The 23,875-nt window shown below is 50.8% G+C and carries 22 protein-coding genes; 11 read left to right on the top strand and 11 right to left on the bottom strand.

Annotation, left to right across the window (positions count from 1 at the left end):
* Positions 1 to 10: 10 nt before the first annotated feature.
* The 7 genes from J0X00_RS04625 to J0X00_RS04595 form a co-directional block, all read right to left on the bottom strand.
* Entirely contained in the window at positions 11 to 889 is an 879-nt protein-coding gene (locus J0X00_RS04625; protein ID WP_282476451.1) for a DUF2861 family protein, read from the bottom strand.
* A 2-nt stretch (positions 890 to 891) separates the two neighbouring features.
* Complete coding sequence (gene vxrB / locus J0X00_RS04620; protein ID WP_136485779.1) at positions 892 to 1,551, bottom strand: response regulator transcription factor VxrB; 660 nt, start codon at positions 1,549 to 1,551, stop codon at positions 892 to 894.
* Positions 1,526 to 3,001 carry a sensor histidine kinase VxrA gene (gene vxrA, locus J0X00_RS04615; protein ID WP_282476450.1) on the bottom strand — a complete coding sequence of 492 codons (1,476 nt, stop codon included), beginning with the start codon at positions 2,999 to 3,001 and terminating at the stop codon, positions 1,526 to 1,528. Before vxrA ends, vxrB begins: the two co-directional genes overlap by 26 nt.
* Before the next feature lie 148 nt (positions 3,002 to 3,149).
* On the bottom strand, positions 3,150 to 4,526 hold the full coding sequence (gene pntB / locus J0X00_RS04610) for a Re/Si-specific NAD(P)(+) transhydrogenase subunit beta (RefSeq protein ID WP_218561927.1): 1,377 nt from the start codon (positions 4,524 to 4,526) through the stop codon (positions 3,150 to 3,152).
* An 11-nt stretch (positions 4,527 to 4,537) separates the two neighbouring features.
* On the bottom strand, positions 4,538 to 6,085 hold the full coding sequence (locus tag J0X00_RS04605) for a Re/Si-specific NAD(P)(+) transhydrogenase subunit alpha (RefSeq protein ID WP_136485785.1): 1,548 nt from the start codon (positions 6,083 to 6,085) through the stop codon (positions 4,538 to 4,540).
* 294 nt (positions 6,086 to 6,379) lie between these two features.
* On the bottom strand, positions 6,380 to 6,658 hold the full coding sequence (locus tag J0X00_RS04600) for an HlyU family transcriptional regulator (RefSeq protein ID WP_136485787.1): 279 nt from the start codon (positions 6,656 to 6,658) through the stop codon (positions 6,380 to 6,382).
* Between the two features lie 144 nt (positions 6,659 to 6,802).
* Entirely contained in the window at positions 6,803 to 7,174 is a 372-nt protein-coding gene (locus J0X00_RS04595) for a late competence development ComFB family protein (RefSeq protein WP_136485789.1), read from the bottom strand.
* Positions 7,175 to 7,400: 226 nt separating this feature from the next.
* Between J0X00_RS04595 and J0X00_RS04590 the strand changes: the two genes are divergently transcribed.
* Positions 7,401 to 8,657, top strand: coding sequence for a GGDEF domain-containing protein (locus tag J0X00_RS04590; RefSeq protein ID WP_282476449.1), 1,257 nt, complete (start codon positions 7,401 to 7,403; stop codon positions 8,655 to 8,657).
* On the opposite strand, the gene J0X00_RS04585 is transcribed toward J0X00_RS04590, so the two are convergent.
* Complete coding sequence (locus J0X00_RS04585; RefSeq protein ID WP_346762937.1) at positions 8,648 to 9,535, bottom strand: Solitary outer membrane autotransporter beta-barrel domain; 888 nt, start codon at positions 9,533 to 9,535, stop codon at positions 8,648 to 8,650. The two genes, J0X00_RS04590 and J0X00_RS04585, sit on opposite strands and share 10 nt — an antisense overlap.
* A gap of 320 nt (positions 9,536 to 9,855) precedes the next feature.
* Between J0X00_RS04585 and J0X00_RS04580 the strand changes: the two genes are divergently transcribed.
* A complete protein-coding gene (locus tag J0X00_RS04580) occupies positions 9,856 to 11,304 on the top strand; it encodes a diguanylate cyclase (RefSeq protein WP_282476447.1) in 1,449 nt (482 codons plus the stop codon).
* 127 nt (positions 11,305 to 11,431) lie between these two features.
* Here J0X00_RS04580 and J0X00_RS04575 read toward each other — a convergent pair whose 3' ends face one another.
* Both J0X00_RS04575 and J0X00_RS04570 read right to left on the bottom strand, forming a co-directional pair.
* Entirely contained in the window at positions 11,432 to 12,283 is an 852-nt protein-coding gene (locus J0X00_RS04575; protein WP_136485796.1) for a DUF5718 family protein, read from the bottom strand.
* A gap of 32 nt (positions 12,284 to 12,315) precedes the next feature.
* Positions 12,316 to 12,957 carry a TetR/AcrR family transcriptional regulator gene (locus tag J0X00_RS04570; RefSeq protein ID WP_136485798.1) on the bottom strand — a complete coding sequence of 214 codons (642 nt, stop codon included), beginning with the start codon at positions 12,955 to 12,957 and terminating at the stop codon, positions 12,316 to 12,318.
* Positions 12,958 to 13,490: 533 nt separating this feature from the next.
* On the opposite strand from J0X00_RS04570, the gene J0X00_RS04565 reads away from it, so the two are divergent.
* From J0X00_RS04565 to J0X00_RS04525, 9 genes are all read left to right on the top strand, one after another.
* Positions 13,491 to 13,712: a hypothetical protein gene (locus J0X00_RS04565; protein WP_240798184.1), complete on the top strand. Its 222-nt coding sequence runs from the start codon at positions 13,491 to 13,493 to the stop codon at positions 13,710 to 13,712.
* Between the two features lie 100 nt (positions 13,713 to 13,812).
* Positions 13,813 to 15,246, top strand: coding sequence for a xanthine dehydrogenase small subunit (gene xdhA, locus J0X00_RS04560; RefSeq protein ID WP_282476446.1), 1,434 nt, complete (start codon positions 13,813 to 13,815; stop codon positions 15,244 to 15,246).
* Entirely contained in the window at positions 15,239 to 17,722 is a 2,484-nt protein-coding gene (xdhB, locus tag J0X00_RS04555; RefSeq protein ID WP_282476445.1) for a xanthine dehydrogenase molybdopterin binding subunit, read from the top strand. Before xdhA ends, xdhB begins: the two co-directional genes overlap by 8 nt.
* Positions 17,706 to 18,569 carry a xanthine dehydrogenase accessory protein XdhC gene (gene xdhC / locus J0X00_RS04550; RefSeq protein ID WP_282476444.1) on the top strand — a complete coding sequence of 288 codons (864 nt, stop codon included), beginning with the start codon at positions 17,706 to 17,708 and terminating at the stop codon, positions 18,567 to 18,569. The genes xdhB and xdhC overlap by 17 nt, the downstream gene beginning before the upstream one ends.
* 13 nt (positions 18,570 to 18,582) lie before the next feature.
* The gene (locus tag J0X00_RS04545; protein WP_136485806.1) at positions 18,583 to 19,092 is read left to right on the top strand and encodes a 2-oxo-4-hydroxy-4-carboxy-5-ureidoimidazoline decarboxylase; all 510 of its coding nucleotides are present in this window, start codon (positions 18,583 to 18,585) and stop codon (positions 19,090 to 19,092) included.
* Positions 19,089 to 19,436 carry a hydroxyisourate hydrolase gene (gene uraH / locus J0X00_RS04540; RefSeq protein WP_282476443.1) on the top strand — a complete coding sequence of 116 codons (348 nt, stop codon included), beginning with the start codon at positions 19,089 to 19,091 and terminating at the stop codon, positions 19,434 to 19,436. The genes J0X00_RS04545 and uraH overlap by 4 nt, the downstream gene beginning before the upstream one ends.
* 1 nt (position 19,437) lies before the next feature.
* Positions 19,438 to 20,748, top strand: coding sequence for a guanine deaminase (guaD, locus tag J0X00_RS04535; protein WP_282476442.1), 1,311 nt, complete (start codon positions 19,438 to 19,440; stop codon positions 20,746 to 20,748).
* A 3-nt stretch (positions 20,749 to 20,751) separates the two neighbouring features.
* Entirely contained in the window at positions 20,752 to 22,002 is a 1,251-nt protein-coding gene (locus J0X00_RS04530; RefSeq protein WP_282476441.1) for a urate hydroxylase PuuD, read from the top strand.
* A 208-nt stretch (positions 22,003 to 22,210) separates the two neighbouring features.
* Complete coding sequence (locus J0X00_RS04525) at positions 22,211 to 22,489, top strand: EF-hand domain-containing protein (protein WP_282476440.1); 279 nt, start codon at positions 22,211 to 22,213, stop codon at positions 22,487 to 22,489.
* A 142-nt stretch (positions 22,490 to 22,631) separates the two neighbouring features.
* Here J0X00_RS04525 and J0X00_RS04520 read toward each other — a convergent pair whose 3' ends face one another.
* Positions 22,632 to 23,846, bottom strand: coding sequence for an allantoate amidohydrolase (locus J0X00_RS04520; RefSeq protein WP_282476439.1), 1,215 nt, complete (start codon positions 23,844 to 23,846; stop codon positions 22,632 to 22,634).
* Positions 23,847 to 23,875 lie beyond the last annotated feature (29 nt).

Below are 23,875 nucleotides of genomic sequence, written 5' to 3'. Positions count from 1 at the left end.
TGAACTTTAGTTATTCATCTAGCGAAACGTCATATGTTTTGCTGATAACTTGAGATTGCTCAATAACTATTGGACCTTGCCAGCGATGATGGGTCATCGAAACCGCTAACACATAGCGATCATTGGGCAAGTCTTCCTGCTCCAGTTTGGTCGGATAGTCCGACTCATAGGTCTGTTTCCAGATCTCTTTGTACTTACCATCTTCGTAATCAAACAGGGAGACACCCAGTTTAGGTAGCGGGCAATAGCGATTCAGCAGCGCATTTTTCTCGACTACCCATTGGTCTTTCGAAGCCCAGCGCACAGTCTGTTTTGCTTGCGGGTGACCGAAAATAATCCACGAGCTCCAGGTTTCTTTATCCGCAGCGGTGATATCCAGACGGTAAAGGCCCATGTTGAGTTTGGTGTTGAGATTGTAACGTTTCAAATACGATTGCGTGCTTGATGTGACACTGTCACGATCGGTTCGGGTAAAGGTACTGTCACTGGAAAGTGGTTTATCGACCCACTGCGTCAGCTTGATGTCGCTGATCGCCTTGGTCACTTTGGCATCAATCAGAACCTGGTACGCATCACGCCCCGGGCTTTGAATATCAATTCTGCGCAGAGTTACTCCCGAAATCCAGTCCGGAAATGCTTTGTTATCTAACCCTTTCCCGCAATCGACAGTCAGTGATTGCAGCAATAGTTCATCCAGGTGTGAACGAATGTTTTTGTTATGATCGAGCTGCCAGACTTCAACCAGAGAAGCGAACATGCTTGCCAGGTCGTTGTTGAGCAGGTTTTGATGCGCCTGAGTCAGCGGAGTGCTTTTTTGAAACCAATCCACTGCCTGGGCAGATAAAGGCACGCTGAGCAGCGTGCCAATCAGTAAAGCCGATGATCGCATTGTTATGCTTTCATTTTATATCCGACGCCGCGTAGCGTCTCGATATCCAGGCCAGGTAGTTTCTGACGCAGCTGCAGTACGTGTGTATCCACGGTACGAGTCGTTGGAAAATGGTTGTAGCCCCAAACGTGGTCAAGCAGTTCATCACGAGTGAACACCCGGCCCAGGTTGCTGGCCAAAAACAGCAGCAGATCAAACTCAGTACGTGTCAGAGTCACCGACTCACCGTTAAAAAACACTTCACGCGTTGCTTTATCGATGATCAGATTGTCAGTGACAACTTTGCTGTCATCCATCTCATCGTTATCCGGCAGGCGAAGCTGCGCACGAACGCGGGCAAACAGTTCTGCTTCAGCAAACGGTTTAGTCAGGTAGTCATTCGCACCTGCATCCAGACCGGTTACTTTGTCTTTCACTGTGACCAGCGCGGTCAGAAGAATAACAGGAATATCTTTAATTTCTTTCCAGCCGGCAAGATGCTGAACTGAGTCACCATCCGGAAGCTGTCGATCGAGAATAACCAAATCGGCTTGATCCCAATACTGCTTTACCGCAGCGATCGTTTCTGCATGTAAACAGTCATATCCTGCTTGCTCCAGACTGACCAACAGGCCGTCAGCGAGGTTTTTGTCATCTTCAACAAGAAGCAATGTCTGTTTCACAGGGTATCTCCAATATAAATGTGGTCGGTGGTCCAACGAGGTTCATTGTTCCCCCCATTCTTCCGACCATCGATTCTACTATAGTTAAACCAAGTCCTAAGCCACTTTTACTGACGAAAGGCTTGCGTAAATGACGCCAATCCTTATTGGTGAGCGTTCCCTGGTCCTTAACCTTAATGGTCACAGCATCCGCTCGGGTGATGACTTCCAGCGTCACCGGTGCAACGCCGTACTTTACCGCGTTGCGTATTAAATTGTCGACACATGTACCAAGCCAGTACACATTCAGCTTAGCAGCAATGTCCTGGTTGATGATCAGTTCTACCGGTTCGGCGAACTCTTCCTCAACCTTAAATCTTAACCATTCTTCTACGGATGGAACCCAGTCTGTCGCTAGCGGTTTATTATCCGATTGCAGATAATCTTTACTTGCTTCAGCGAGTTGGCGTAAACGACGTGAATCTTCACACAGGCGACGAAACTCATCGTATACAGACTCCGGTAAATGTTCGAATTCACGTCGGAAGCCTTCCACCGTCAAGGACAAACTGGCGATTGGGGTACGCAGTTCGTGAGTCAGGATTTGCAGAATCAACATACGGCTCTTCATATCCTGACGCTTTGAATTCCATCGGTAAACCGACCAACCCATCACCAGCAGGATGTTGGCTATGACCAACACCACCATACTTATACGTAACAGGTCAGAATGGTCCTCAATATTCCAACAGATATTACCACGCTGCACAAAACAGGTGTTTGCCGGTGACGCTATGCTGAAAGAGAGTCCGGCCTTGTCGGCGTTTTCGTTCCAGGTATCGTCATCAAAGACATAGTATTCGTCACCTTTACGCAGCCAAAGTTCCCCGTCATCACCAAACATAACGGCGCCGGCAATCAATGCCGAGATGGTGTCTTCGCTCATACTCTGCAAACGGCCCAGTAACGTACCAGCTGCCGCTTTCGGGCGCTCCTGGATATGCATGTATTGAGTCAGCTTGTTCATCAGTTCAGGATGCACTTCTGCATACCGTGACGCATAAGTACCGCCACCAGGATGAATCAATGCACTGCGCCCGAACCAGCGCAATGGTAATTGGGTGCCTTTACACAGTGCCCGGGTAAAGACCAAAGGTTCCGTCACTAAAGGGTTGAGTGGCAGTTTACCTGAGCACGTTCTAGCTAGCTGATACAGCTGCTGGATGTCCCGTATTGGATACGATGATGTTTGCGGCAGCATCGTATCCGGTGTCAGTAACCGGGTTGGATAGTCATTCTGTATTGCACGTATATCGTAAGATACCACCGCGGATTTATAGTCAAACAGCGATATAAACAGATCGATACGCTCAGGTAACGAATCTGCATAAGTCGCTGAGGAGAAAGAAATCCCCAGTAACGCTATGGTATTTAGTATCGCTTTAATCAATTTGAATCTTCGGTAGATCATAGGTTTACAAAACTATATCGTATTATCCGAAAAAGATACATTTACCGTGTTATATTGTTGTCAATAATGCATAGATCACAAACAAAGAAGCCAGCTAAATGCTGGCTTCTCAATTAAATGCGGGATTTTTCCCCGTATGCTGAACGGTTTACAGTGCGCGGGAAATCGCGTCAACGCTCTCTTTTGCGTCACCAAACAACATATGTGTGTTGTCTTTGAAGAACAGCGGATTTTGCACACCGGCGTAACCTGTGTTCATTGAGCGTTTGAATACAATGACGTTTTTCGCATTCCAGACTTCCAGTACCGGCATGCCGGCAATCGGACTGTTCGGATCTTCTTGGGCCGCCGGGTTAACTGTATCGTTAGCACCGATCACCAGTACGGTGTCGGTGTCGCTGAAATCATCGTTGATTTCATCCATTTCCAACACGATGTCATACGGTACTTTGGCTTCTGCCAGCAGTACGTTCATATGACCAGGCAGACGACCGGCAACCGGGTGAATACCAAAGCGAACTTCAACACCCAGTGCGCGCAGTTTTTCGGTAATCTCATGCACCGGATACTGAGCCTGAGCCACCGCCATACCGTACCCCGGTGTGATGATGACTGAGGTTGAGTTTTTCAACATATCCGCCACATCTTCAGCGTTGATTTCCCGGTGCTCACCCTGCTCTTCATCACTGCTGATCACCACATCCTGACCAAAGCCTCCGGCAATGACGCTGATGAAAGAGCGGTTCATCGCTTTACACATGATGTAAGACAGAATCGCACCGGAAGAGCCAACCAGGGCACCGGTCACGATCAACAGGTCGTTGGCCAGCATGAAACCTGCCGCGGCTGCCGCCCAACCCGAGTAGGAGTTCAGCATAGAAACCACAACCGGCATATCCGCACCACCGATCGACGCCACCAGATGGTAACCAAATGCAAACGCGATCAGTGTCATCACGATCAGCGCAAACATACTGCCATCAGCATTAACAAACTGAACCATCAGCAGCGCGGAGATAACCACCGCCGCCAGGTTAAGCTTATGTTTGTGCGGCAGGTTGAGCGGAGATGACTTGATCAGGCCACGCAGTTTACCAAATGCAACGATAGAACCGGTAAACGTCACTGCACCGATGAATACACCAAGGAACACTTCAACCAGGTGAATCACATGCTCGGCGTGCGTTGCCGCTTCAGGCGCATCCAGGTAGCTGTTATAGCCAACCAGTACTGCCGCCAAACCTACGAAGCTGTGCAGAATCGCAACCAACTCCGGCATTTCGGTCATTTCCACTTTTTTCGCAAAGTGGATACCGATCGCCCCACCAATCAGCATCGCTATGATGATCCAGACGAAACCTTCTGAACCCGGGCTGAAAATAGTCGCCAACAGCGCTATCGTCATCCCCGCGATACCATAATAGTTACCGTTTTTGGCCGATTCCTGTTTAGACAGCCCGGCCAGACTTAAAATGAAAAACAGAGCAGCAACAATGTAGGCCGCCTGTACTAATCCTGCAGACATTGTGTACTCCCTTAGTTTTTACGAAACATTTCAAGCATACGTTTGGTCACGGTAAAGCCACCAAAGATGTTGATGCTGGCAATTAATACCGCGATAAACGCGAGGAAGGTAACGACTCCGTTACCCTGGCCGATTTGCAGCAGTGCACCCACCACGATGATGCCTGAAATCGCGTTAGTGACCGACATCAGCGGGGTATGCAAAGCATGGGTCACGTTCCATACCACGTAGTAACCCACCACACATGCCAGAACGAAGACCGTAAAGTGACCCAGGAAAGCAGCCGGAGCAACAGAAGCAATCCAGGCAAATACTCCCACGCCAATCACCAGACCAGCCAGCTTTTTCACCGGAGAGACTGGCTCGGGCGCTTTTTTCTCAGCCTTAGGCTGCGCTTTCGGTTTTTGTTGTGGTTGTGCTGAGACTTGAATTGGCGGGGCCGGCCAGGTGATTTCACCGTCTTTGACCACGGTCACGCCACGCACGACCACATCTTCAAAATCGATATTGATGTTGCCGTCTTTTTCTTTACACAACAGCTTCAGCAAGTTAACCAGGTTGGTCGCAAACAGTTGGGAAGATTGAGTAGGCAGACGACCGACCATATCGGTGTAGCCAATCACTTTGACGCCATTCGGAGTAACAAACACCTGATCTTTGACCGTATATTCACAGTTACCGCCGTTTGCGGCCGCCAGATCGACAATCACACTGCCCGGTTTCATGCTGTCGACCATCTCTTTGGTGACCAGTTTTGGCGCAGGTTTGCCCGGGATCAGCGCAGTGGTAATAATGATGTCGACATCTTTCGCCTGAGCCGCATACAGTTCAGCCGCTTTACGGTTGAAATCATCCGACATCTCTTTGGCGTAACCGTCACCTGAGCCTGAGTTTTCCTGATAATCGACTTCCAGGAACTCAGCACCCATTGACTGAACCTGCTCTTTTACTTCAGGTCGCACGTCGAAGGCGCGCACGATAGCGCCCAGGCTACCTGCCGCACCGATGGCTGCCAAGCCCGCCACACCGGCACCGGCGACGAATACTTTCGCTGGCGGCACTTTACCCGCCGCAGTGATCTGACCGGTAAAGAAACGGCCGAATTCATGCGCCGCTTCTACCACCGCACGATAACCGGCGATATTGGCCATTGAAGAGAGAGCGTCTAATGCTTGAGCGCGAGAAATACGCGGTACGCAATCCATCGCCATAACATTGATGCTTTTCACGGTCAGTTTTTCCATCAGCTCTGCATTTTGTGCAGGCCAGATAAAGCTGACCAGTGTAGCGCCTTCCTTAAGCAAAGCAATTTCATCGACACTGTCGTCGCTAAGCGGTGCATTGACTTTAAGGATGATGTCCGATTGCCAGGCTTCATCTTTAGTCACTACTTTTGCACCGGCAGCTTCGAATGCAGCATCTTCAAAACTTGCCAATTCCCCTGCGTGAGATTCAACGACAACCTCAAAACCTAGCTTGATTAACTGTTCAACCGACGAAGGTGAAGCAGCAACTCGCGTTTCCCCTGCGAGTATTTCCTTTGGTACACCAATTTGCATAGCTTATCCTTGACTATTGGCACAATGAATATTCTTTTTTTATCTAACGACTGACCTAACTTCAAGCTATTTGTTATATAAATACAAAGTGTTATTTCATATAACGTCAGGTATTAAAAAGATGTGATTAACTCTACACCGATAGCAACTTCACCGACAACATGGCAGAGGCGCAACCAGTATAAGCATATCCATCTGTAAACTGGAATTTGCAATGTGCTCAAAAAACAAAAGAGCCACCAGCATATCGACTAATGGCTCTTTTATTTATGATTTTTGTCAATGACTTGAGGGTTAGGAGAAGATATTACCGCTCATTTGATCGATGAACATCTGCGCTTTTTTCAGCATCAGTTCTTTCGCATCTTCTTTACTTGGCAGAACATCGGAACGAATGAAGCGATGGGTTTTCAGTTCACCGTCTATTTCTTTGGTAATCCGACCGGCAATACGATACTGGCCGCCTTCCGCCTGTGGCTCCTGATAAATAAGAAAGCCTTTGTATTCGACAGGCTGGACAACTTCAATTTGGTTCTCTGACTTACCGCCAAACAAACGAGAAAACAATCCCACAATGACTCCTTTGGCTCATGTATTTTGTGATTGATATCGGGGCGAATGAAACACAAGCTCAGACGCAACACAGCTTTGCGGCTCATAGCGGTAATGGCCGACCAGTCTTAATTACCGACTAGCCTTAATTACCTGGCACCCGGCTTAAACATCCGGTTTCGGATGACGCAGAATCGGCTTTTCATACCATTCCAGTTCTGCGTCTTCGTCAAAATGGGTCTGCGTCATCACTACCGGTACATCATCACGGTTTTTACGGCGATCATCAAGGATCATTGATTCAGCAGCTTCGACAGCGGTCTCGGCCCGTTTTTTCAGCGTCAGCAAACGGGTTTCCGGCAACGCAGCGAGAAAGTCAATATCGTGGCGGATATAAATCGGCCTGATTTGGCTCAAAGCCAGGCAGGCAAGGTCAGCCAGTTGTTCTTGAGAATATTGCCGTATGTAATGCTCTTCTGCCAAAACATGGCCCACCAGCACTTCCATATAGTTGTGCACATCAACACTGATTTGCATGTTTCCACTCCTGATCATGAACAATCGTCGCCAAAACGTCCTGATTAATGATTTTCAACTTAACGCGCCTTGTTAAAACACACAAGCACTGCTGATAATTTCGCCTTTAATCTATGCCTTACGCTCGGTTTACGAGATAAGTTTAGCAAAAAGCTTGGAAAATCATTAAATAGAAGTATGCTAACGATCATAATAATTTTTAAACTATCAATAGTCACCTTGTAGCATGACATCGAGTTTAGTTAACTCTTATTGGTTTCGCTTTTTCTTTCCAATCGCATTGCTGTGCGCCCTGTGGCTGGGAATGAACAACGTTATTTTGCTCACCCGCGCCAACTTTGGTATCGCGGGCAGCTTGCCCTACGTGTTATTCATCACCGCCATCGCTATTGCGCAGCTATTCAAACAAAGCCGGATCGGCATGATCGCCAGTGCGATGATGCTTGGTTATTGGATCATCCAGACTCGTTTGCAAACCTCTCTCGATCACGGTTCTGCGCTACTGGAACTCTCCTTGCTGGCCACCCTGCTGCCTGTTGCGTGCCTGCTGGCGTATACCTTCAAGAATACCGGATTAGTCAGTCGTGGCTTTACGCTTTATCTGGCGATATTAGTCATGTTTTTAGGCTGGAGCAGCCTGATCATAACCCAGTATCAAGCTGGAGAATTTAGTCTGGGCGGTGGTGATGGCATCTTGTTTGCCTTGCCGAGCATTTCAAAGCTGCCGTTTATTGTCGTTCTCTATCTTTTGGCACTGACCGGCCTGACCGGAATCTTCGTGCTGACCCGTAACCACCTGATGGACGTGGTTATCTATAGCTCGATCCTACTCGCCAGCAATACCTTTATCTTTTTCCAGGTTCAATTTGTCTCCTGCACCATGTTTTCTCTGGCAGGAATTCTGCTGATCCTGCATCTGCTGTCCGCTAGTCATGAGATGGCGTTTATTGATCGTCTGACTCAACTTCCCGGTCGTCAGGCGCTTGATCTCGATATTCGGCATCTGCGCGGCAATTTTGCTGTCGCGATGATCGATGTGGACCACTTCAAAAAGTTCAATGACACCTATGGGCACGATACTGGCGATGATGTGCTGAAACTGGTTGCCAGTCGCCTGAGTTTAATTCAGAACAAAGCACGAGTATATCGTTACGGCGGCGAGGAGTTTACCGTGGTGTTCAAAGGCAAAAGAGCCCGCGATGCGATGGAGTATCTGGAATTATTGCGCTCCGATATTGCCCAGTATGATTTAGTAGTGCGAAATCTGACTGCTCGCCCGAAAGATGATAAAGACGGCGCAAAACACCGCAAAGGCGCAAAGAGTCAATCCGTCAATGTCACAGTGAGTATTGGCGTGTGTCACAGTGCACAGCAATCCGACCCGTTTGCAGCATTAAAGCTGGCCGACAACGCTCTGTATAAAGCCAAACAATCGGGGCGTAATTGCGTTAAAAGCGCCGAGCCAAAAGTGCATCACTCCTGATTAAAGAACAGAACAATACTGCCGCCTTTAAACGCACTGCCGTAATTAAGCGAAAGACCAACGCCGACATTGTCTATCCAGTCAGTGTCAAAAGGCGGTGTCATCAGCCAACCGAAGGTTGTTTCGTAATAAACCGGTGTCCCCAGTGGATGCCTGATGTCTCCGCCGACATCCACACGCCGCAAGCTGGCATAGACGGATTGCACCGAGGGTCCCAGTTGCGAAAAGTCATACACCCCGGTGATGCTGTTGGCACCGTACCATCCTTCCGGATTACCGACATCTCCCTGGTTGGCCTGCCCCCATCCAAAACCGTAAAAATAATGCCAGGCAGAGCTGATATACCAGTGGCCCCAACTTTGCCGCGATTCATATTTCACTCTCACCTGAGGCTCTAAAACCGATGCCCAAGCGCTGGTGTTAAACAGTAAATCATCCAGATAAGGTTGCAACATCCGTCCGGTCGGACTGTGGTAATCGACATGGTTTTCGTAATGCATCAGATGATGTCCAAGACCGGGTTCCAGCGACCAGTGTTGATCAAACCGGTGCTTAATCCGGTAAGCGGCATAAAAATCAATCACTGTCTGATGAAAATCATCAGCAGGCTCGTCCTGATTAAAGCGCAGGGTTTCATCACTGATCATACCGGATAAGCGCAGCATGACACTATGTTGATCAACCGCATCTTCGTCACTCAACTCAATCCTATACGGCAGCGCAGCAATGGCATAGGTCTTGCGGTTATCTAACGATCCCTCGGTTCCCCAGTTCTCATTCTCAGTATTGAGAATTTCATTTGGGTTAAAATCGCTGATACCAACGCTGAATACGTCACTGTCGCTGAGTACAATACTGGCAGCAAAGTTATTCTCCAGAAATTTTTCCAATTCGGGATAACCGGCATAGGCGGTAACAACATTGGTAAAAAAAGTACCATATAGTAGGTAACGTAATGCGACAACGCGCGGCTCGGACATGCATGCCTCTTTTTTAACGGGATATGGATAAACTACACCACACGTGGTGAATTGAATAGTAGTACCCAACAAATGACACTGAAACCGGGATGTGGTCACTTATTTCGCAGTACCATCAGCTCACAATGGTGTAATGTTAATTGTGGAAATACACAATAAGATTAATTATGAAAACAAATAACAAGAGCAACAGATTACGATGAAGCCCAGGAGGATATTTGGCTGTTAATCAAGAGGCACTGGCCAAGTTTGGCCCTCTGGTTCGTACCGGTTGGATTCGTCCTTTAATCGTGGCACTGATCTGGCTGTTATTGTGGAGAGCCGCTTCACTGATGGAATATGAACCGCATGCCAGCATCTGGTTTCCACCGGCCGGTGTCACTTTCGCTATTTTCCTGGTGTTGGGCTGGTCTTACCTACCGGTATTGATCGTCTGTTGTATTGGCTCCACATTTTGGGAAAACAGTCTTTACCAGGCACAGCAGTCAGCGTCGACCCTTATCTCGACTGGCTTGTTGTTTGCCGCCATTCACAGCTGTTCCTATTGGGTCGGAGCCACCATACTGAAACGGTCCAGTGAGCGCAGCGGCTATCTGAAGGTTCCGCACCTGATCCTGATTTTCCTTCTGGTCGCCGTATTATCATCAGTATTGGCTGCGCTTGGCGGTTCCGCTGCGCTCGCACTGACCGGCATTATCTCAAACAACGAAATTGCGTCGTTGTGGGTACCCTGGTGGATTGGCGATTTAATTGGTGTTGTGGTCGTGACACCGATTATCGTGACACTGCTTGGCGGCATTTATCCGGAAGAAGGTCGCTGGCTGACTCAGTATTTTAAACCGCTGATCACCAATGCACCGCTAGGACAGTTTCTGCTTAAGCTCGCAACTTCCATGGTCATGTTAACTGTGATTAGCCTGCTGGTTGCCTACTATCCGTCCTCGCATATTGTGTTTACGGTTTTCTTCCTCGGTATCGCCCAGATGTGGATTGTCTTTACCGAAACGGCCACGCGCTCTTTTCTTAGTCTCGCTCTGCTCAGCACCCTGACTGCACTATTGATCGCCTGGCTGGGATTATCCGAGAAAGCCATGGTCTACCAATTCACTATCTATCTGCTGGCGGCAAACACCTACTTTGGCTTATGGGTACCGCATATTCTGGTCGATAATCAGAAACTGCGCCGTTTATCCGAGCAGGACATGTTGACAGAAGTGGAAAGCCGCGGCTATTTCATTCGTAACGCTAAAGAGGAAATCGTACGCGCCAAACGCTATAACCAACCCATTTCTTTGCTGCTGTTTGATGTCGATAATTTCAAAGCGATCAATGATACCTATGGCCACAGCGTCGGTGACAAGGTGTTAACCCATATCGCACGCTTAGTGGATGAAACCATCCGGGCATCCGATAAAGTCGGCCGCTTTGGCGGCGATGAATTTATGGTGTTACTACCGGGTGATGAAGAACAGCAAGCTTTGCTGCTGGCAGAACGCCTGCGCCACGCTGTTGCCTGCGCAGATTTCGATGAGCTTGATTACCCTGTCACCTGCAGTTTTGGTATCGCCGAAGTGCACGAGAACGATACGTTCAGCAGCGCATTTGAGCAGGCGGATAACTGTTTGCTGGAAGCCAAACGTGCCGGACGCAACCAGGTTAATGCCTGAGTCACAAGTTAAGCTTCAACCGGAACCGTACAAATATTCTGAGCACTCACGACCTGTCCCCTGAAAACAAACAAGGAGCCTCGATGGCCCCTTGTTACCTGTCGTTGGCTTTACCTGCCAATCATCATCAGCTCCATGCCTGACAAGTCTGACGCAAGACGATTTGATTTTGCGCCAGCTCTTCAAACTGCCCGCTCTCAATCAGATCTGCAATCTGCTCTGCATCGATGCGGGTTGCATCGTAAAGCACTGCACACAACTCATCGCCATCCAGCAACTGATGCTGCTCGCCATATTCAGTGTAACGTGACGAGCCCAATGAAATGATCATACGTTCTGGATAACCAGCTTCAGCAACCAGTTGACGCAGGTCATGCAGTGCACCTTGATCTCGCTGGGTATTAAACTGACTCATTACCCAGGTAATCAGCTTTTCATAACTGTAGCTGTAGTCTGACAACGAAACGTCTTTACAGCAGGATGCCCATTGACCATCACGATGGTGGAAACTGCAGAAGCGATATTTATCGAGATTGTCGAGTGCGCCAAAACGCTCAAGCGGCCACACTTTTTTCGCAATCCCTTTCGAGGCCTGGCCCCAGTTCTTTTTCTCAGCCAGCTTTGTCACTTTGGCGTTGCGGTACGTAACGTCATTGAGCAGAGTCATCGACTCCGGCTCGATACCTATCACCGAATCACCCAGATATTTGATCCGGGCCACCAAAGCAATTTCCGGTTCCATCTGCACTTTGGCAGACGGTTCTTGTGGCAGACGCACCGTATCAAATGAATACGGATTGACCGTCAGGTAGGCTTCGGAAGCGCCGGAGACATAAAATGGGAAAATAGCCTGAGGGCTGCTTGCGTCGATCTGGCCTTGTAAACCATTGGCTTCACCCGTTTGCTGCAGGTGGCCGGCAAAATTTCCTGCGATACCGACCCCAAATAACGGGACTTTCTTATTATTTTTCGGGCTCAATCTGTCCTCCATGAACCTGATGTGTTAATGAGTTACACTGTCACTTGCAACCCGCGTAATACCATGCCGACCAAAAACTCCTGCGCCTGCTCAAACTCTTGCTCAGTCATAGGTGCGCCTTTAATCAACTGAATTTCCGTATCAAAATCGGCATAAAACTGGGTTGCGCCCCAAATCAGAAACAGCAGGTGCAGCGGCTGAATCGGACGAATTAATCCCTGTTTTATCCATGCTTCAATGATGGTCGCCTTACCGGCTGCCCAGTTGACCATCGGGAATTGAATCGCATCAGCAATCACCGGTGCGCCCTGAATGATCTCCTGGGCAAAAATTTTCGATTCCTGCGGATGCGTGCGGCTGTATTGCATTTTCCCGACAATATAATTTCGCAAAACCGTTTCCGGAGGCAAGCTGGCCGCCTCGGCTGAAAACCCATCGTTCCACATGGTGAGAATTTCTTGCAGCAGAGCCTTATACAGCCCTGTTTTGGATTTGAAATAATACAGGATATTCGCTTTGGGTAAATTCACCCGGTCGGCAATCGCTTGTACCGAGGTCCCTTTATAACCATGTTTTACGAATTCATCGGCCGCAGCCTGCAAGATCATTTCCTGATTACGACGTCGGATCTCGCCTGAAATAGATCGTTTTTTCTGTCCCTGTTCCGTATCCAAACCGGCTCCTTATTCATGTGCCTTTTGGTGTAATGCTATGTGACAACGGCGCTGGCCAAAGACAACGACTTCAGTTGCCTCAAACAGCGTATGCCTGAATAGCTAAATTAAGTAACGCTTGGCTACCACTTGTCAAGTGCTGCGCGCCAATCCCGCCCTATATCCCTGTTTTAGAACAAATGCACTGCATTAGTACAGTCGGACTGCCCGTCATATCTGGTATCACTTGTCTGTCCAGCATGATTCTGTTCTGCTCTAGAAAACGCACCGACATGGTGCACTTGCATACCGGACAGCACTCATTTGGATCAAAACAGTTCAGCGTCCGGTAAAACCGCGCACAGTATCAACATCCAGAACTTGCCGTTATCCCTTATCATTAAAGGGATGAACTGGAAACGAAAAATAATTTTTCAAAATCCAACCACTTGGTCAGGTTTTTGCTTTATCTCAACTTGGATGAGGTGCACATAGAGCAATCTCGCTCGTGACACTGCGCGTCTGCACCCATACTAAAACCAAAAGAGGATTTATTGCAGATCGTCTCTATCAATCCTAATCTTCCAGAAGAGAGCAATAAAGTGATTGAGAGCACCGAACAGAAGATCAAATCCGGAGAAATCGTTCCGTTTACCGGCCCAATAAAGGACAAACAGGGCAAAGAGGTAATCGCAGCGGGTCATTGGTTGACTGACCAAGAACTGGCCGCAGTCAACTGGTACGTTGAAGGTATCGACGCCAAGATTCCAAATTAATTCAACTCAGGCTCGCGTTTCCGGTGGGATTCGGTTCGCGAGCTGTTTTTTGGTTATTAAGTTGACCATTTGGACAAGTTTTAGCAACACAGAGGAAGTTATGTTAGAGCTCATGATTAACAGCGAAGTCGTCAAAGTAGCGTCGGTACAAGCCGATACCATGCTGCTGAATTACCTGCGCGAAGAAAAGCAAATGACAGGCTCTAAAGAGGGTTGTGCCAGCGGCGATTGCGGCGCTTGCACCGTGGTGATGGTGGATCTCGATGACAATCAGAGAATGCGCTATCGCCAGATCAACGCCTGTATTACCCCCATTCATGCACTGCACGGTAAACAAATCATCACCGTGGAGCACCTGAAACAACACGACCAACTGCATCCGGTTCAGCAAATGGTGGTCGATCGTCACGGCTCACAATGCGGTTTTTGCACGCCTGGTATCGTGATGTCGCTGTATGCGCTCTCTAAACAGGAGCAGCCGCCGCACAATCCGAGTGATTTTCTCGCCGGTAACCTGTGCCGCTGCACCGGCTACGGCCCGCTGATTGATGCCGCCAACGCCATTGCCGAGTCTCACATTGACGATCCGCTCAGTCATAACGATGCTGCGGTAAGAACCTGGCTCCATTCAGTCGAATCCGGTAGCGAAGCGTTAAAACTGGCCAGTGAAACGGGTTACGCCCGTCCGAAAAACCGGACCGAGCTGGCCGCGGCTATCGCTGCCATGCCGGACGCCAAACTGATTGCCGGTGGCACCGACCTGGCACTGGAAGTCACCCAGCAACACCATCAGCTCAAGCAACTGATCGATCTGTCACAGGTTGATGACCTGCTGACCATCACCCCGACTGACACCGGCTGGCGTATCGGTGCCGCTGTACCGATGAACCAAGTACATGCCTTTTTCAAGCAGCACTACCCGAGTGCCGATGAGGTGATTGAACGTCTCGGCAGCCTGACGATACGTAACCGTGCCACTTTGGGTGGCAGCCTGGGCCACGCGTCCCCGATTGGTGATATCGCCCCGCTGCTGATCAGCCTGCATGGCGAGATTGAAGTCGATGACGGCAAGCACCAAACCCGCTTTGCACCGGAGGCGTGCATCACCGGCTATCGTCAGACCGCATTGAAAGCCAACCAATGGATCAGCGCCATTCACCTGCCCCATATGGCCGACAACGAGCGTCATGCGATCTACAAAATCAGCAAACGCTATGAAGACGATATCGCCACCGTCACGCTCGGTCTTAACATGACGTTTGATGAGCAACAAACCGTGACCCGCTGCATCATTTCCGCCGGCGGCGTTGCCGCCAAATCGGTACGCCTGAGTGAGCTGGAAGCGCTGTTTATTGGTCACCCGCTTTCCCAGTCAGTGGTAAAGAAAGCCCAGGACAAAGTGCCTGAGGTGATTCAACCACTCAGCGACGTGCGCGGCAGCGCGGCTTACCGGGTAAAACTGGTACAAAACCTGCTGCAACGTTTTTATCTCGAGTCCCGACATATCGAAACAAGGCTGGTGCAAGATGCGTAAATTAACTTCTGTTACCACCAACCACACGGCCAGTCCGTCCGTGAAAGCCGATCCGTCAGCGAAAGTCAGTCCAACGGCGACGGTTAGTCAACCGGTAAAACCGGTCAGCCAGGATACAACTGCCAGCCATTCGGTGGTCGGTCACTCATACAAACATGAAAGCGCGAAAAAACAGGTGGCTGGTGAAGCCCTGTTCGTCGATGACTACGTCATACCGCGTGGCTGTCTGCATGCTGCCGTGGTGACCAGTACCATTGCCAAGGGTAAAGTGAAACAGTTGGATCTCTCAGCCGTCTCAGCCGCACCGGGTGTGGTTAAGGTCTTGACCGATGAGAGTATTCCCGGTGAGAAAGACATCGGCACGATTTTAAAAGGCGATCCGCTGCTGACCATTCATAACGAAGTGCGTTATTTTGGTCAGCCGCTGGCCTTGGTACTGGCCACCAGTCATGAACTGGCGTGGCGGGCGGCGCGTTTAGCGCAAATAGAGTACGAAGAAGGTGACACCGTCACCCTAACCCATGCTCAGGCATGCCAAAACCCACCGCTGTTACCAACCCACCAGATGGGTCAGGTGGTCGCCCAGGATGTGTTTAATCAGGCGCCAGTGCATCTCAGTGGCGATATTCACGTTGGCGGCCAGGAACACTTCTATCTCGAAGGTCAAGTCAGTCTGGCTGAACTGACCGAAGATGGCGGGATTTTCCTGCGCACTTCTACCCAAAATCCCACCGAAGTGCAGAAACTGATCGCCGAAGTACTCGCCATCGATTTTAACCGCGTTACGATCGATATGCGCCGTATGGGCGGCGGTTTTGGCGGTAAAGAGAGCCAGGCGGCGCAATGGGCTTGTCTGGCGGCGCTTGGCGCCCATCACACCAAACGAGCAGTGAAAATTCGTCTGCCGCGCAGCATTGATATGACCTCAACCGGAAAACGCCATCCGTTTTATAACCGCTACCAGTTAGCAGCGGATGCCGAAGGCAGACTCATCGCAGCTAATATGGAAGTGAATGGTCTGTGCGGCCACTCCGCCGATCTCTCGGATGCGATTGTCGACCGGGCGATGTTTCACGCCGATAACGCCTACGCCCTTGGTAAGGCTTGTGTCATTGGTCACCGCCTGCAAACTGACATGGTCTCGCATACGGCCTTTCGTGGCTTTGGCGGCCCGCAAGGTATGATGGTAGTAGAAAAAGCATTGCAGGCGCTGGCGCTCAGAGTCGGCAAAGATGCACTCGATGTGCGCTATACCAACCTTTACAGTGCCGCTCAGCACACCACACCTTACGGTATGGACGTTGAGCAGCATGCCGAGATGCGTGACATCATGCAGCAGCTGGAAAGCAGCAGTGACTACCGCAAACGCCGTGCGGCGATTACACAGTGGAACCAGACCCATCCGGTGCTGAAAAAAGGCCTGGCACTGACGCCGGTCAAGTTTGGTATCTCGTTTACCGCAACGCACCTTAACCAGGCCGGTGCGCTGATCCATGTTTACACCGACGGCACGCTGCAGGTTTCTCACGGCGGTACCGAAATGGGTCAGGGTCTGCATACCAAAGTCCAACAAATTGTGGCGCAGACCTTCGGAATTGAGATAGACAACGTACTGGTGACATCGACCCGGACCGATAAAGTACCGAATACTTCACCAACCGCCGCTTCATCAGGAGCCGACCTGAACGGCATGGCCGCGCACAATGCCGCCATGATCATTAAACAGCGTCTGCTCGAGTTTGCCTGTCAGCATTTTCAGGTCGAACATGCCGACATCATCCAAGGCAAACTGATCGGTATCGAATCGTCACCATTATATGCGCACCCGATTGCCTGGGCAGAGCTGATTCAGATGGCGTACCTGAACCGCGTGTCGCTATCTGCGACCGGATTCTATCAGACCCCGAAAATCGGCTATGACCGCAAAACTGCCTCCGGCCGACCATTTTTCTATTTCGCGCTCGGCGCCGCCTGCTCTGAAGTAACTATCGATACCTTAACCGGTGAAATGCGCGTTGATCGCGTCGATATCCTGCACGATGTCGGCAACAGCCTTAACCCGGCTATCGATCGTGGCCAGATTGAAGGCGCGTTTATTCAGGGCCTCGGATGGCTGACCACCGAAGAGCTGGTCTGGGGTGAAGACGGCCGTCTGCTCAGCAACAGTCCGATGAATTACAAGATCCCGACCATCGGTGATTACCCGAAACAGATGCACATCGATCTGTATGACAAAGCGAACCCGGAGCACAGTATTTATCGCTCCAAGGCTGTGGGCGAACCGCCGTTTATGCATGCCATCAGTGTGTGGTGCGCGGTTTACGATGCGGTTGCGTCACTGAGCGGCTATCGCTGTGCGCCACTGCTGCACGCTCCGGCAACCGGTGAAGCGATTCTCACTGCCTGTGAGCATCAACTGCAGTGGCTGAATGAACACAGCGCAGCGGAGGACAGTGCCGATGTCGCCAACGAATAACACGTTCTTATCCAGCCCAGACCTCAACTGGCTGAGTGCCTGTCAGCAACTTGAACAGCAGGGCGAAGCGTATTGCATCGCGACCGTAGTCGCCTATGTCGGTTCAGTACCAAGAGCCAGCGGTGCCAAAATGGTGATTACCCGCCACAGCCAGTTTGACACTTTAGGTGGCGGTAATCTGGAATATCAGGTGATTGCGAAAGCGCGTGACAGCCTGAGCACGCATCGCAGCGAACTGATGATCGAGCGCTTTAGCCTTGCCGCGGACCTTAGTCAGTGCTGCGGCGGTGCGGTGCAGGTGATGTTTGAGTTCTTCCACACCTGCACACCGCAAGTGGTGATTTTTGGTGCTGGCCATGTGTGCCAGGCGCTGACCAGCGTACTGGCAGAGTTACCGTGTCACGTAAAAGTGATCGACAGCCGCAGCGAGTGGCTTGAACCACTGCAAAACAAAGGTATTGAAACTGAACTTGCACCGGCTCCGATTGAATGTATCGCGACCCTGCGCGACAACGCTTATGTGCTGATCATGACTCAGGATCACGCACTGGATTATGACCTGACGCTGCGCGCGCTCGAGCAGCAGCGCTTTGCCTATGTCGGCCTGATTGGATCGCTGGGCAAACGTCAGCGCTTTGAATTTCGCCTCAAAGAGAATCTCAGTCACCCGCAGCTGATTGAGCAGCTTACCTGCCCGATTGGTGTTCCGGATGTGCAGGGCAAACTGCCGATGCAGGTCGCGGTCTCGGTGGCGGCGCAGCTGATACAGAAATTTGCACAACACACCGCCACTGAGCCAGCGGGCGAAGCGCAGTGGAAGCAAGTCAATAACGCCCGTAGCAACTAAAGGAGAAGCATGAATGAGTTCAGAAGTGCCGTCTATCGGTTTAAACGGACCTATCGATCTGGACGACCAGCAACTGGCCAGGATTTGTACCAGCCAACGCTGGCAGCAGTATATGAAACAAGCGATGCCGGTGGCCGGTGGCCAGGATTTACTCCGGGCAGCAGAACACGCCTTCGGGCAACTGGAAGAAGCAGACTGGCTGGAAGCGTTTGCCGGCCACCCGATGATCGGCGATCTCGCCAGCCTGGAGAAGAAATACGCACAGGGCAAAGCACTGAGCGAACAGGAGCAAGGTCAGGTCAAACAAGCCTCAGCCGAGGTATTGCAGGAACTGCTGACGCTCAATCAGCACTATCGCGACAAGTTTGGCTTTATCTTCATCGTGTGTGCCAGCAACAAGAGCGCCGACGAGATGCTGGGCCTGCTCAAAGCACGCATTGACCGTTCGCGCGCGCAAGAGTTGCAACAGGCAGCCACAGAACAACAAAAAATCAGTCATATCAGAATGGAAGTATATTTATGAAGCAACTCAGTTGTCATGTGCTTGATACCGCTAACGGCAGGCCAGCTGCCGGTATTGCCGTCAAACTTTTTACTTTGCAGAGCTCATCAGGCAACGATTCATTCCACCTGGAGTGTCTTGCTGAAGGTGTCACCGACCAGGATGGTCGCGCCAGATTCGGTGATGTCAGCCTGATAGCACAAAATTACACCCTGCGTTTTATGGTTGCGCCTTACTGCCAAGAACAATTCGGTCAGGCTTTCTTCCCGTTCATCGACGTCAATTTCACGGTCAGTGATGAACGCAACCACCATATTCCTCTGCTGCTGTCACCCTTCTCTTATTCCAGCTATCGAGGAAGCTAATATGTCGATTGCGGTACATCGCGGCCGTTTGCTGCACTTTCCAGAGGTGACATTGTCACCAAAAGATCATTACCATTACTGGGAAGATGGCGTTCTGGTGGTAGAAAACGGCCGGATTCGACATGTCGGTGACGCGGCGCAGTTTTTCTCTGTTTCCGCCAATAAAGCCTTGTTGATTCAGGGCAACGTGACTGAGCATCGCGGCCTGTTAATTCCGGGCATGATCGATGCGCACGTGCATTACCCGCAGGTCGAAATGATTGCCAGTTATGGCAAGCAACTGCTGGACTGGCTCAACAGCTACACTTTCCCGGCAGAGCTGCGCTACAGTGACGCGCTCTATGCCACAGTGCAGGCTGACTTTTTTTTGCAGCAGCTGTTTGCGCACGGCACCACCACAGCCAGCGTATTTGCCACCGTGCACCCACAGTCAGTGGATGCCTTTTTTGATGCGGCACAGAAATATGATGCGCGCATGGTGTGCGGCAAGGTTCTGATGGATCGCTTCAGCCCGGACGAACTGCAGGACACGCCGGACTCAGGCTACCGCGACAGCAAGGCTCTGATTGAACGCTGGCACAAACAAGGCCGCGCTTTATATGCGATTACACCACGTTTTGCACCGACCAGCAGCCCGGAACAACTCGCCAAAGCAGGTCAGCTGGCCAAAGAGCACCCGGACACCTTTATTCAGACGCACCTGAGTGAGAATCTCAATGAGGTCGCCTGGGTCAAAGATCTTTACCCGAACAGTGACGATTATCTCGATGTCTATCAGCGCAATAACTTGGTGCGGGAACGGGCTTTGTTCGGTCATGCAATCCATCTTAGTGCGCGCGAGCAACAAGCTCTGGCCAAAAGCGGCGCAGCGGTAGCGTTCTGCCCGTCATCAAATCTGTTTCTCGGCAGCGGGTTACTGCCTTATGAGCAGCTCAAACAGGCGCATATTCCGGTTGCCATCGCCAGTGATGTCGGCGCAGGCACCAGCCTGAGTCTGCTGAAAAACCAGAGTGATGCTTACAAGATTTGTCAGCTGCAAGGCTATAGCCTGGATGCGTTTGAATCTTTATACCTCTGTACACAGGGAGCCGCCGCGGCCATGGGGCTCGAACACCTGATTGGCAACTTTAATATCGGCACTGAAGCCGATTTTGTCGAACTCGATCTTGCTGCATTCCCGATGCTCAAGCAGCGTTTTCTGCGTTGCAATGATTTAGCCGAGCAGCTTTTCGCCCTGATGACCCTGGGCGACGAGCGTACGATCGAGCGAACTTATGTTCATGGAAAATTAGTCTATCAAAAGGATATATAACTTATGTGGCCTCAACTGTACGAATGGTTAGCACTGTTTATCAAATGGTTTCATGTCATCTGCGGTATCGCATGGATTGGCGCCAGCTTTTATTTCACCTGGCTGGATAACAGCCTGGAAACCCCACCCAAATGGAAAAAAGACAAAGGCATCAAAGGTGACCTTTGGGCCGTACACGGCGGCGGCTTTTATGAAGTAGCTAAGTACCAGGTCGGCCCGGAAAAAATGCCGGAAAAACTGCACTGGTTTAAATGGGAAGCCTATACCACCTGGCTGACCGGCTCAGCCCTGCTTATCTGGATGTATTACTTCAACGCCCAGGCCTATCTGATTGACCCGCGTGTGATGGAGCTGACCTCGCTGCAGGCGGTCGGTCTGGGTGTCGGCGGCGTTGTGCTTGGTGTGGTGGTGTATGAAATTCTGATGCGCTCACCACTGAGCCGCAACACCGTCTTGTTTAGTGGCGCAGTTGTGCTATTCGGCGCCCTGTTCTTCTATGGCTTTACTCATCTGTTCAGCGGCCGCGGTGCCTTTATTCATATGGGCGCGCTAATTGGCTCGATCATGGTCAACAATGTGTTCCATAAGATCATTCCTGGTCAGCGTAAAATGGTGGCCCAGGTGGCTGCCGGTGAGCCGGTCGATCCGGCGCCGGGCCTGGAAGGCAAGCGCCGCTCGATTCACAACAACTACTTCACCCTGCCGGTGATCTTTCTGATGATCAGTAATCACTACCCGATGATTTACCAGCACGCCAACAGCTGGCTGATCGGTCTGCTGATCATGGTGATCAGTGCCTACATTCGTCACTACTTTAACCTGAAACATACCGGCCAGCAAAAGCCAGCGGTCATGTTTATCGGCGCCGCTGCCATGTTCCTGCTGGCTGTGGCGATCAGCTGGCAAACGACAGCGCAGATGCAAGCCAAGAAAGAGCTGGCGCAGCACAATGCCGCCCAGCCTGCCGCCGCCCAACCAACAGCTCAGTTAGTCGGTCTGAATGAAGATCAGCATATCGCGCAGCAGATCATCAAAGATCGTTGTAGCCAGTGTCATAGTTCCGCGCCGACCGACGACGTGTTCAAGGTTGCACCAAGCGGAGCGGTGTTCGATAACTGGCAGGATATTGAACGTTGGAAAGCACGCATTCTGGCCCGCGCGGTGGAAAGTGCCGACATGCCGTTCCTGAACAAAACAGACATGACAGACACCGAACGTCAGTTGTTAAAGCAGGCATTAACTCAAACCCATTAACCGCGGTTAATTAAATCTGAGCTTATAATAAAAGTTGCGTTCCCCCCAACGCACTCAAGCCACCAGTGGCTCCGCTGGTGGCTTTTTTATCTTCAGTCGCCCATTGCGGCACGGTTTCTTAACCCTTTGTAAAGTAATGTAAAAGCCCGAACCACTTCATGATTAGACGCTCCAATGCTGCGTCAATTCAATCACCAAGAGGTTACCAATGAAATACATATCACTCTCGCTGGCAGTAAGCTGCGCACTGCTTACTTCTTACTCGTTCGCCCAGCCAGGGCCATCCGGCGATCACGATATGGGGCGACCACCTTCCTTTGCAGAACTAGACAACAATGGTGATGGCATACTGACCCAGGATGAACTGCAAGGGCCGATGCAGCGTGATTTCTCACAAATGGACAGTAATGGCGATGGCGAAGTGACTGAACCGGAACTTGACAGCTTTATGCGCAGCCACAAGCCACCGCAAAAACCACAGGACTGATTTAATATCGGCTCTGAGGTATTGATTCTCAGGAGCCTCAAATCACCACACCTTACGGCCTAATTTAAGGGGACAGTAAAAAGCCCGGCTCAACGGGCCGGGCTTGAATTACAAAATTGAGTCAGGACAAACCGAAACACTATCAGGCAAAGCTTTTCAGCATCTCGATAAAACAGTGTAAGCCCACTGCGACATCTGACGGGGTCACCTGCTCGCGCGGGTTGTGGCTGATGCCCTTCTCGCAGCGGATAAACAGCATGCCGACATCGGTCATGGTGGCCATTGCCAGTGCATCATGACCGGCGCCACTGGGCAAAAAACGCGGTTTCGTCTGAGTGACCGTTTCCACCACTGAGGCCCACTTTTGCTGCAGTGATTCATGACACGGCACGGCTGCCGCTTGATAGATGTTCTGCGAACTGAATTTCAGGCCGCGTTTATCGGCGATCTTATTCAGCAGAGCCAGAAGCTGGGTGGTACACGCTTCCAGCGTGTCCTGCGATAAGCTGCGAATATCAATGGTAAAGCGGGTTTCACCCGGAATCACATTGACTGCGCCTGGCAGTACTTCACACTTACCGACCGTCGCTACAATGCCTTTATCGGCGGCGAATTTCTCGATGTAAGTGATCATCTCAGCGGTCCCGCACAGGGCATCATTGCGCAGATTGACCGGAACCGTACCGGCATGACCGGCCATCCCTTTAACACCACACTGAAAACGTTTTGCCCCGGCAATACCGGTAACAACACCGACCGCGAGATCTTCGGCTTCCAGCACCGGACCCTGCTCAATATGCGCTTCCAGGTAAGCCAGCGTCTCTTCAGCGCGGCGCGCATCGCGACCCGCTTGTTCCGGATCCAGACCAAATGTACGCATCGCCTCCGCCATACTGATGCCGTCAGCATCTTTCACATCCAGCCAGGCCGGATTAAAACAGCCCGCTACACCACTTGAACCAATCAGCGTGGTATTAAAACGGGTGCCTTCTTCGTCAGCAAAAGCGACCACATCAATATGAAACGGAAACTCCTGCTCAGACAAAGCCGCCAGGGCTTCAATTGCCATGATCACACCCAGATTGCCATCATACTTACCGGCATTACGCACCGTATCACTGTGCGAACCCAGAATCAGGGTTGGCTGAGTCGGGTTCAACGACACCTTACGTCCCCACTGGTTACCGACACTGTCTTGCCAGGTTTCGAGACCGGCTTGCTGCATCCACACAGCCAGTTGATCATGGGCCAGACGGTGCTCAGGCGTGAGGTAAGCCCGGGTCACTTGCCCGGGCGTTTCGGTAAACGAGCCAAGCACGTCGGCTTGTTCCATCAAGCGCTTTGCACGATCTTCCATTGTGATTCCATTCATCGTAGCCATTGGCG

The organism is Vibrio sp. ABG19 (assembly GCF_029962385.1).
Classification (GTDB): domain Bacteria; phylum Pseudomonadota; class Gammaproteobacteria; order Enterobacterales; family Vibrionaceae; genus Vibrio; species Vibrio ostreae.
The sequence above is the reverse complement of the archived record's forward strand: the minus strand, read 5'-3'. Positions and strand labels throughout refer to the sequence as shown.

Excerpts from the sequence above, each read along its gene's own strand:
- J0X00_RS04625 (WP_282476451.1), bottom strand. The coding sequence starts at position 889 with ATGCGATCATCGGCTTTACTGATTGGCACGCTGCTCAGCGTGCCTTTA.
- vxrA (WP_282476450.1), bottom strand. The coding sequence starts at position 3,001 with ATGATCTACCGAAGATTCAAATTGATTAAAGCGATACTAAATACCATA.
- pntB (WP_218561927.1), bottom strand. The coding sequence starts at position 4,526 with ATGTCTGCAGGATTAGTACAGGCGGCCTACATTGTTGCTGCTCTGTTT.
- J0X00_RS04605 (WP_136485785.1), bottom strand. The coding sequence starts at position 6,085 with ATGCAAATTGGTGTACCAAAGGAAATACTCGCAGGGGAAACGCGAGTT.
- J0X00_RS04595 (WP_136485789.1), bottom strand. The coding sequence starts at position 7,174 with ATGCAAATCAGTGTTGATGTGCACAACTATATGGAAGTGCTGGTGGGC.
- J0X00_RS04590 (WP_282476449.1), top strand. The coding sequence starts at position 7,401 with ATGACATCGAGTTTAGTTAACTCTTATTGGTTTCGCTTTTTCTTTCCA.
- xdhA (WP_282476446.1), top strand. The coding sequence starts at position 13,813 with ATGTTAGAGCTCATGATTAACAGCGAAGTCGTCAAAGTAGCGTCGGTA.
- xdhB (WP_282476445.1), top strand. The coding sequence starts at position 15,239 with ATGCGTAAATTAACTTCTGTTACCACCAACCACACGGCCAGTCCGTCC.
- xdhC (WP_282476444.1), top strand. The coding sequence starts at position 17,706 with ATGTCGCCAACGAATAACACGTTCTTATCCAGCCCAGACCTCAACTGG.
- J0X00_RS04545 (WP_136485806.1), top strand. The coding sequence starts at position 18,583 with ATGAGTTCAGAAGTGCCGTCTATCGGTTTAAACGGACCTATCGATCTG.
- uraH (WP_282476443.1), top strand. The coding sequence starts at position 19,089 with ATGAAGCAACTCAGTTGTCATGTGCTTGATACCGCTAACGGCAGGCCA.
- guaD (WP_282476442.1), top strand. The coding sequence starts at position 19,438 with ATGTCGATTGCGGTACATCGCGGCCGTTTGCTGCACTTTCCAGAGGTG.
- J0X00_RS04530 (WP_282476441.1), top strand. The coding sequence starts at position 20,752 with ATGTGGCCTCAACTGTACGAATGGTTAGCACTGTTTATCAAATGGTTT.
- J0X00_RS04525 (WP_282476440.1), top strand. The coding sequence starts at position 22,211 with ATGAAATACATATCACTCTCGCTGGCAGTAAGCTGCGCACTGCTTACT.
- J0X00_RS04520 (WP_282476439.1), bottom strand. The coding sequence starts at position 23,846 with ATGGAAGATCGTGCAAAGCGCTTGATGGAACAAGCCGACGTGCTTGGC.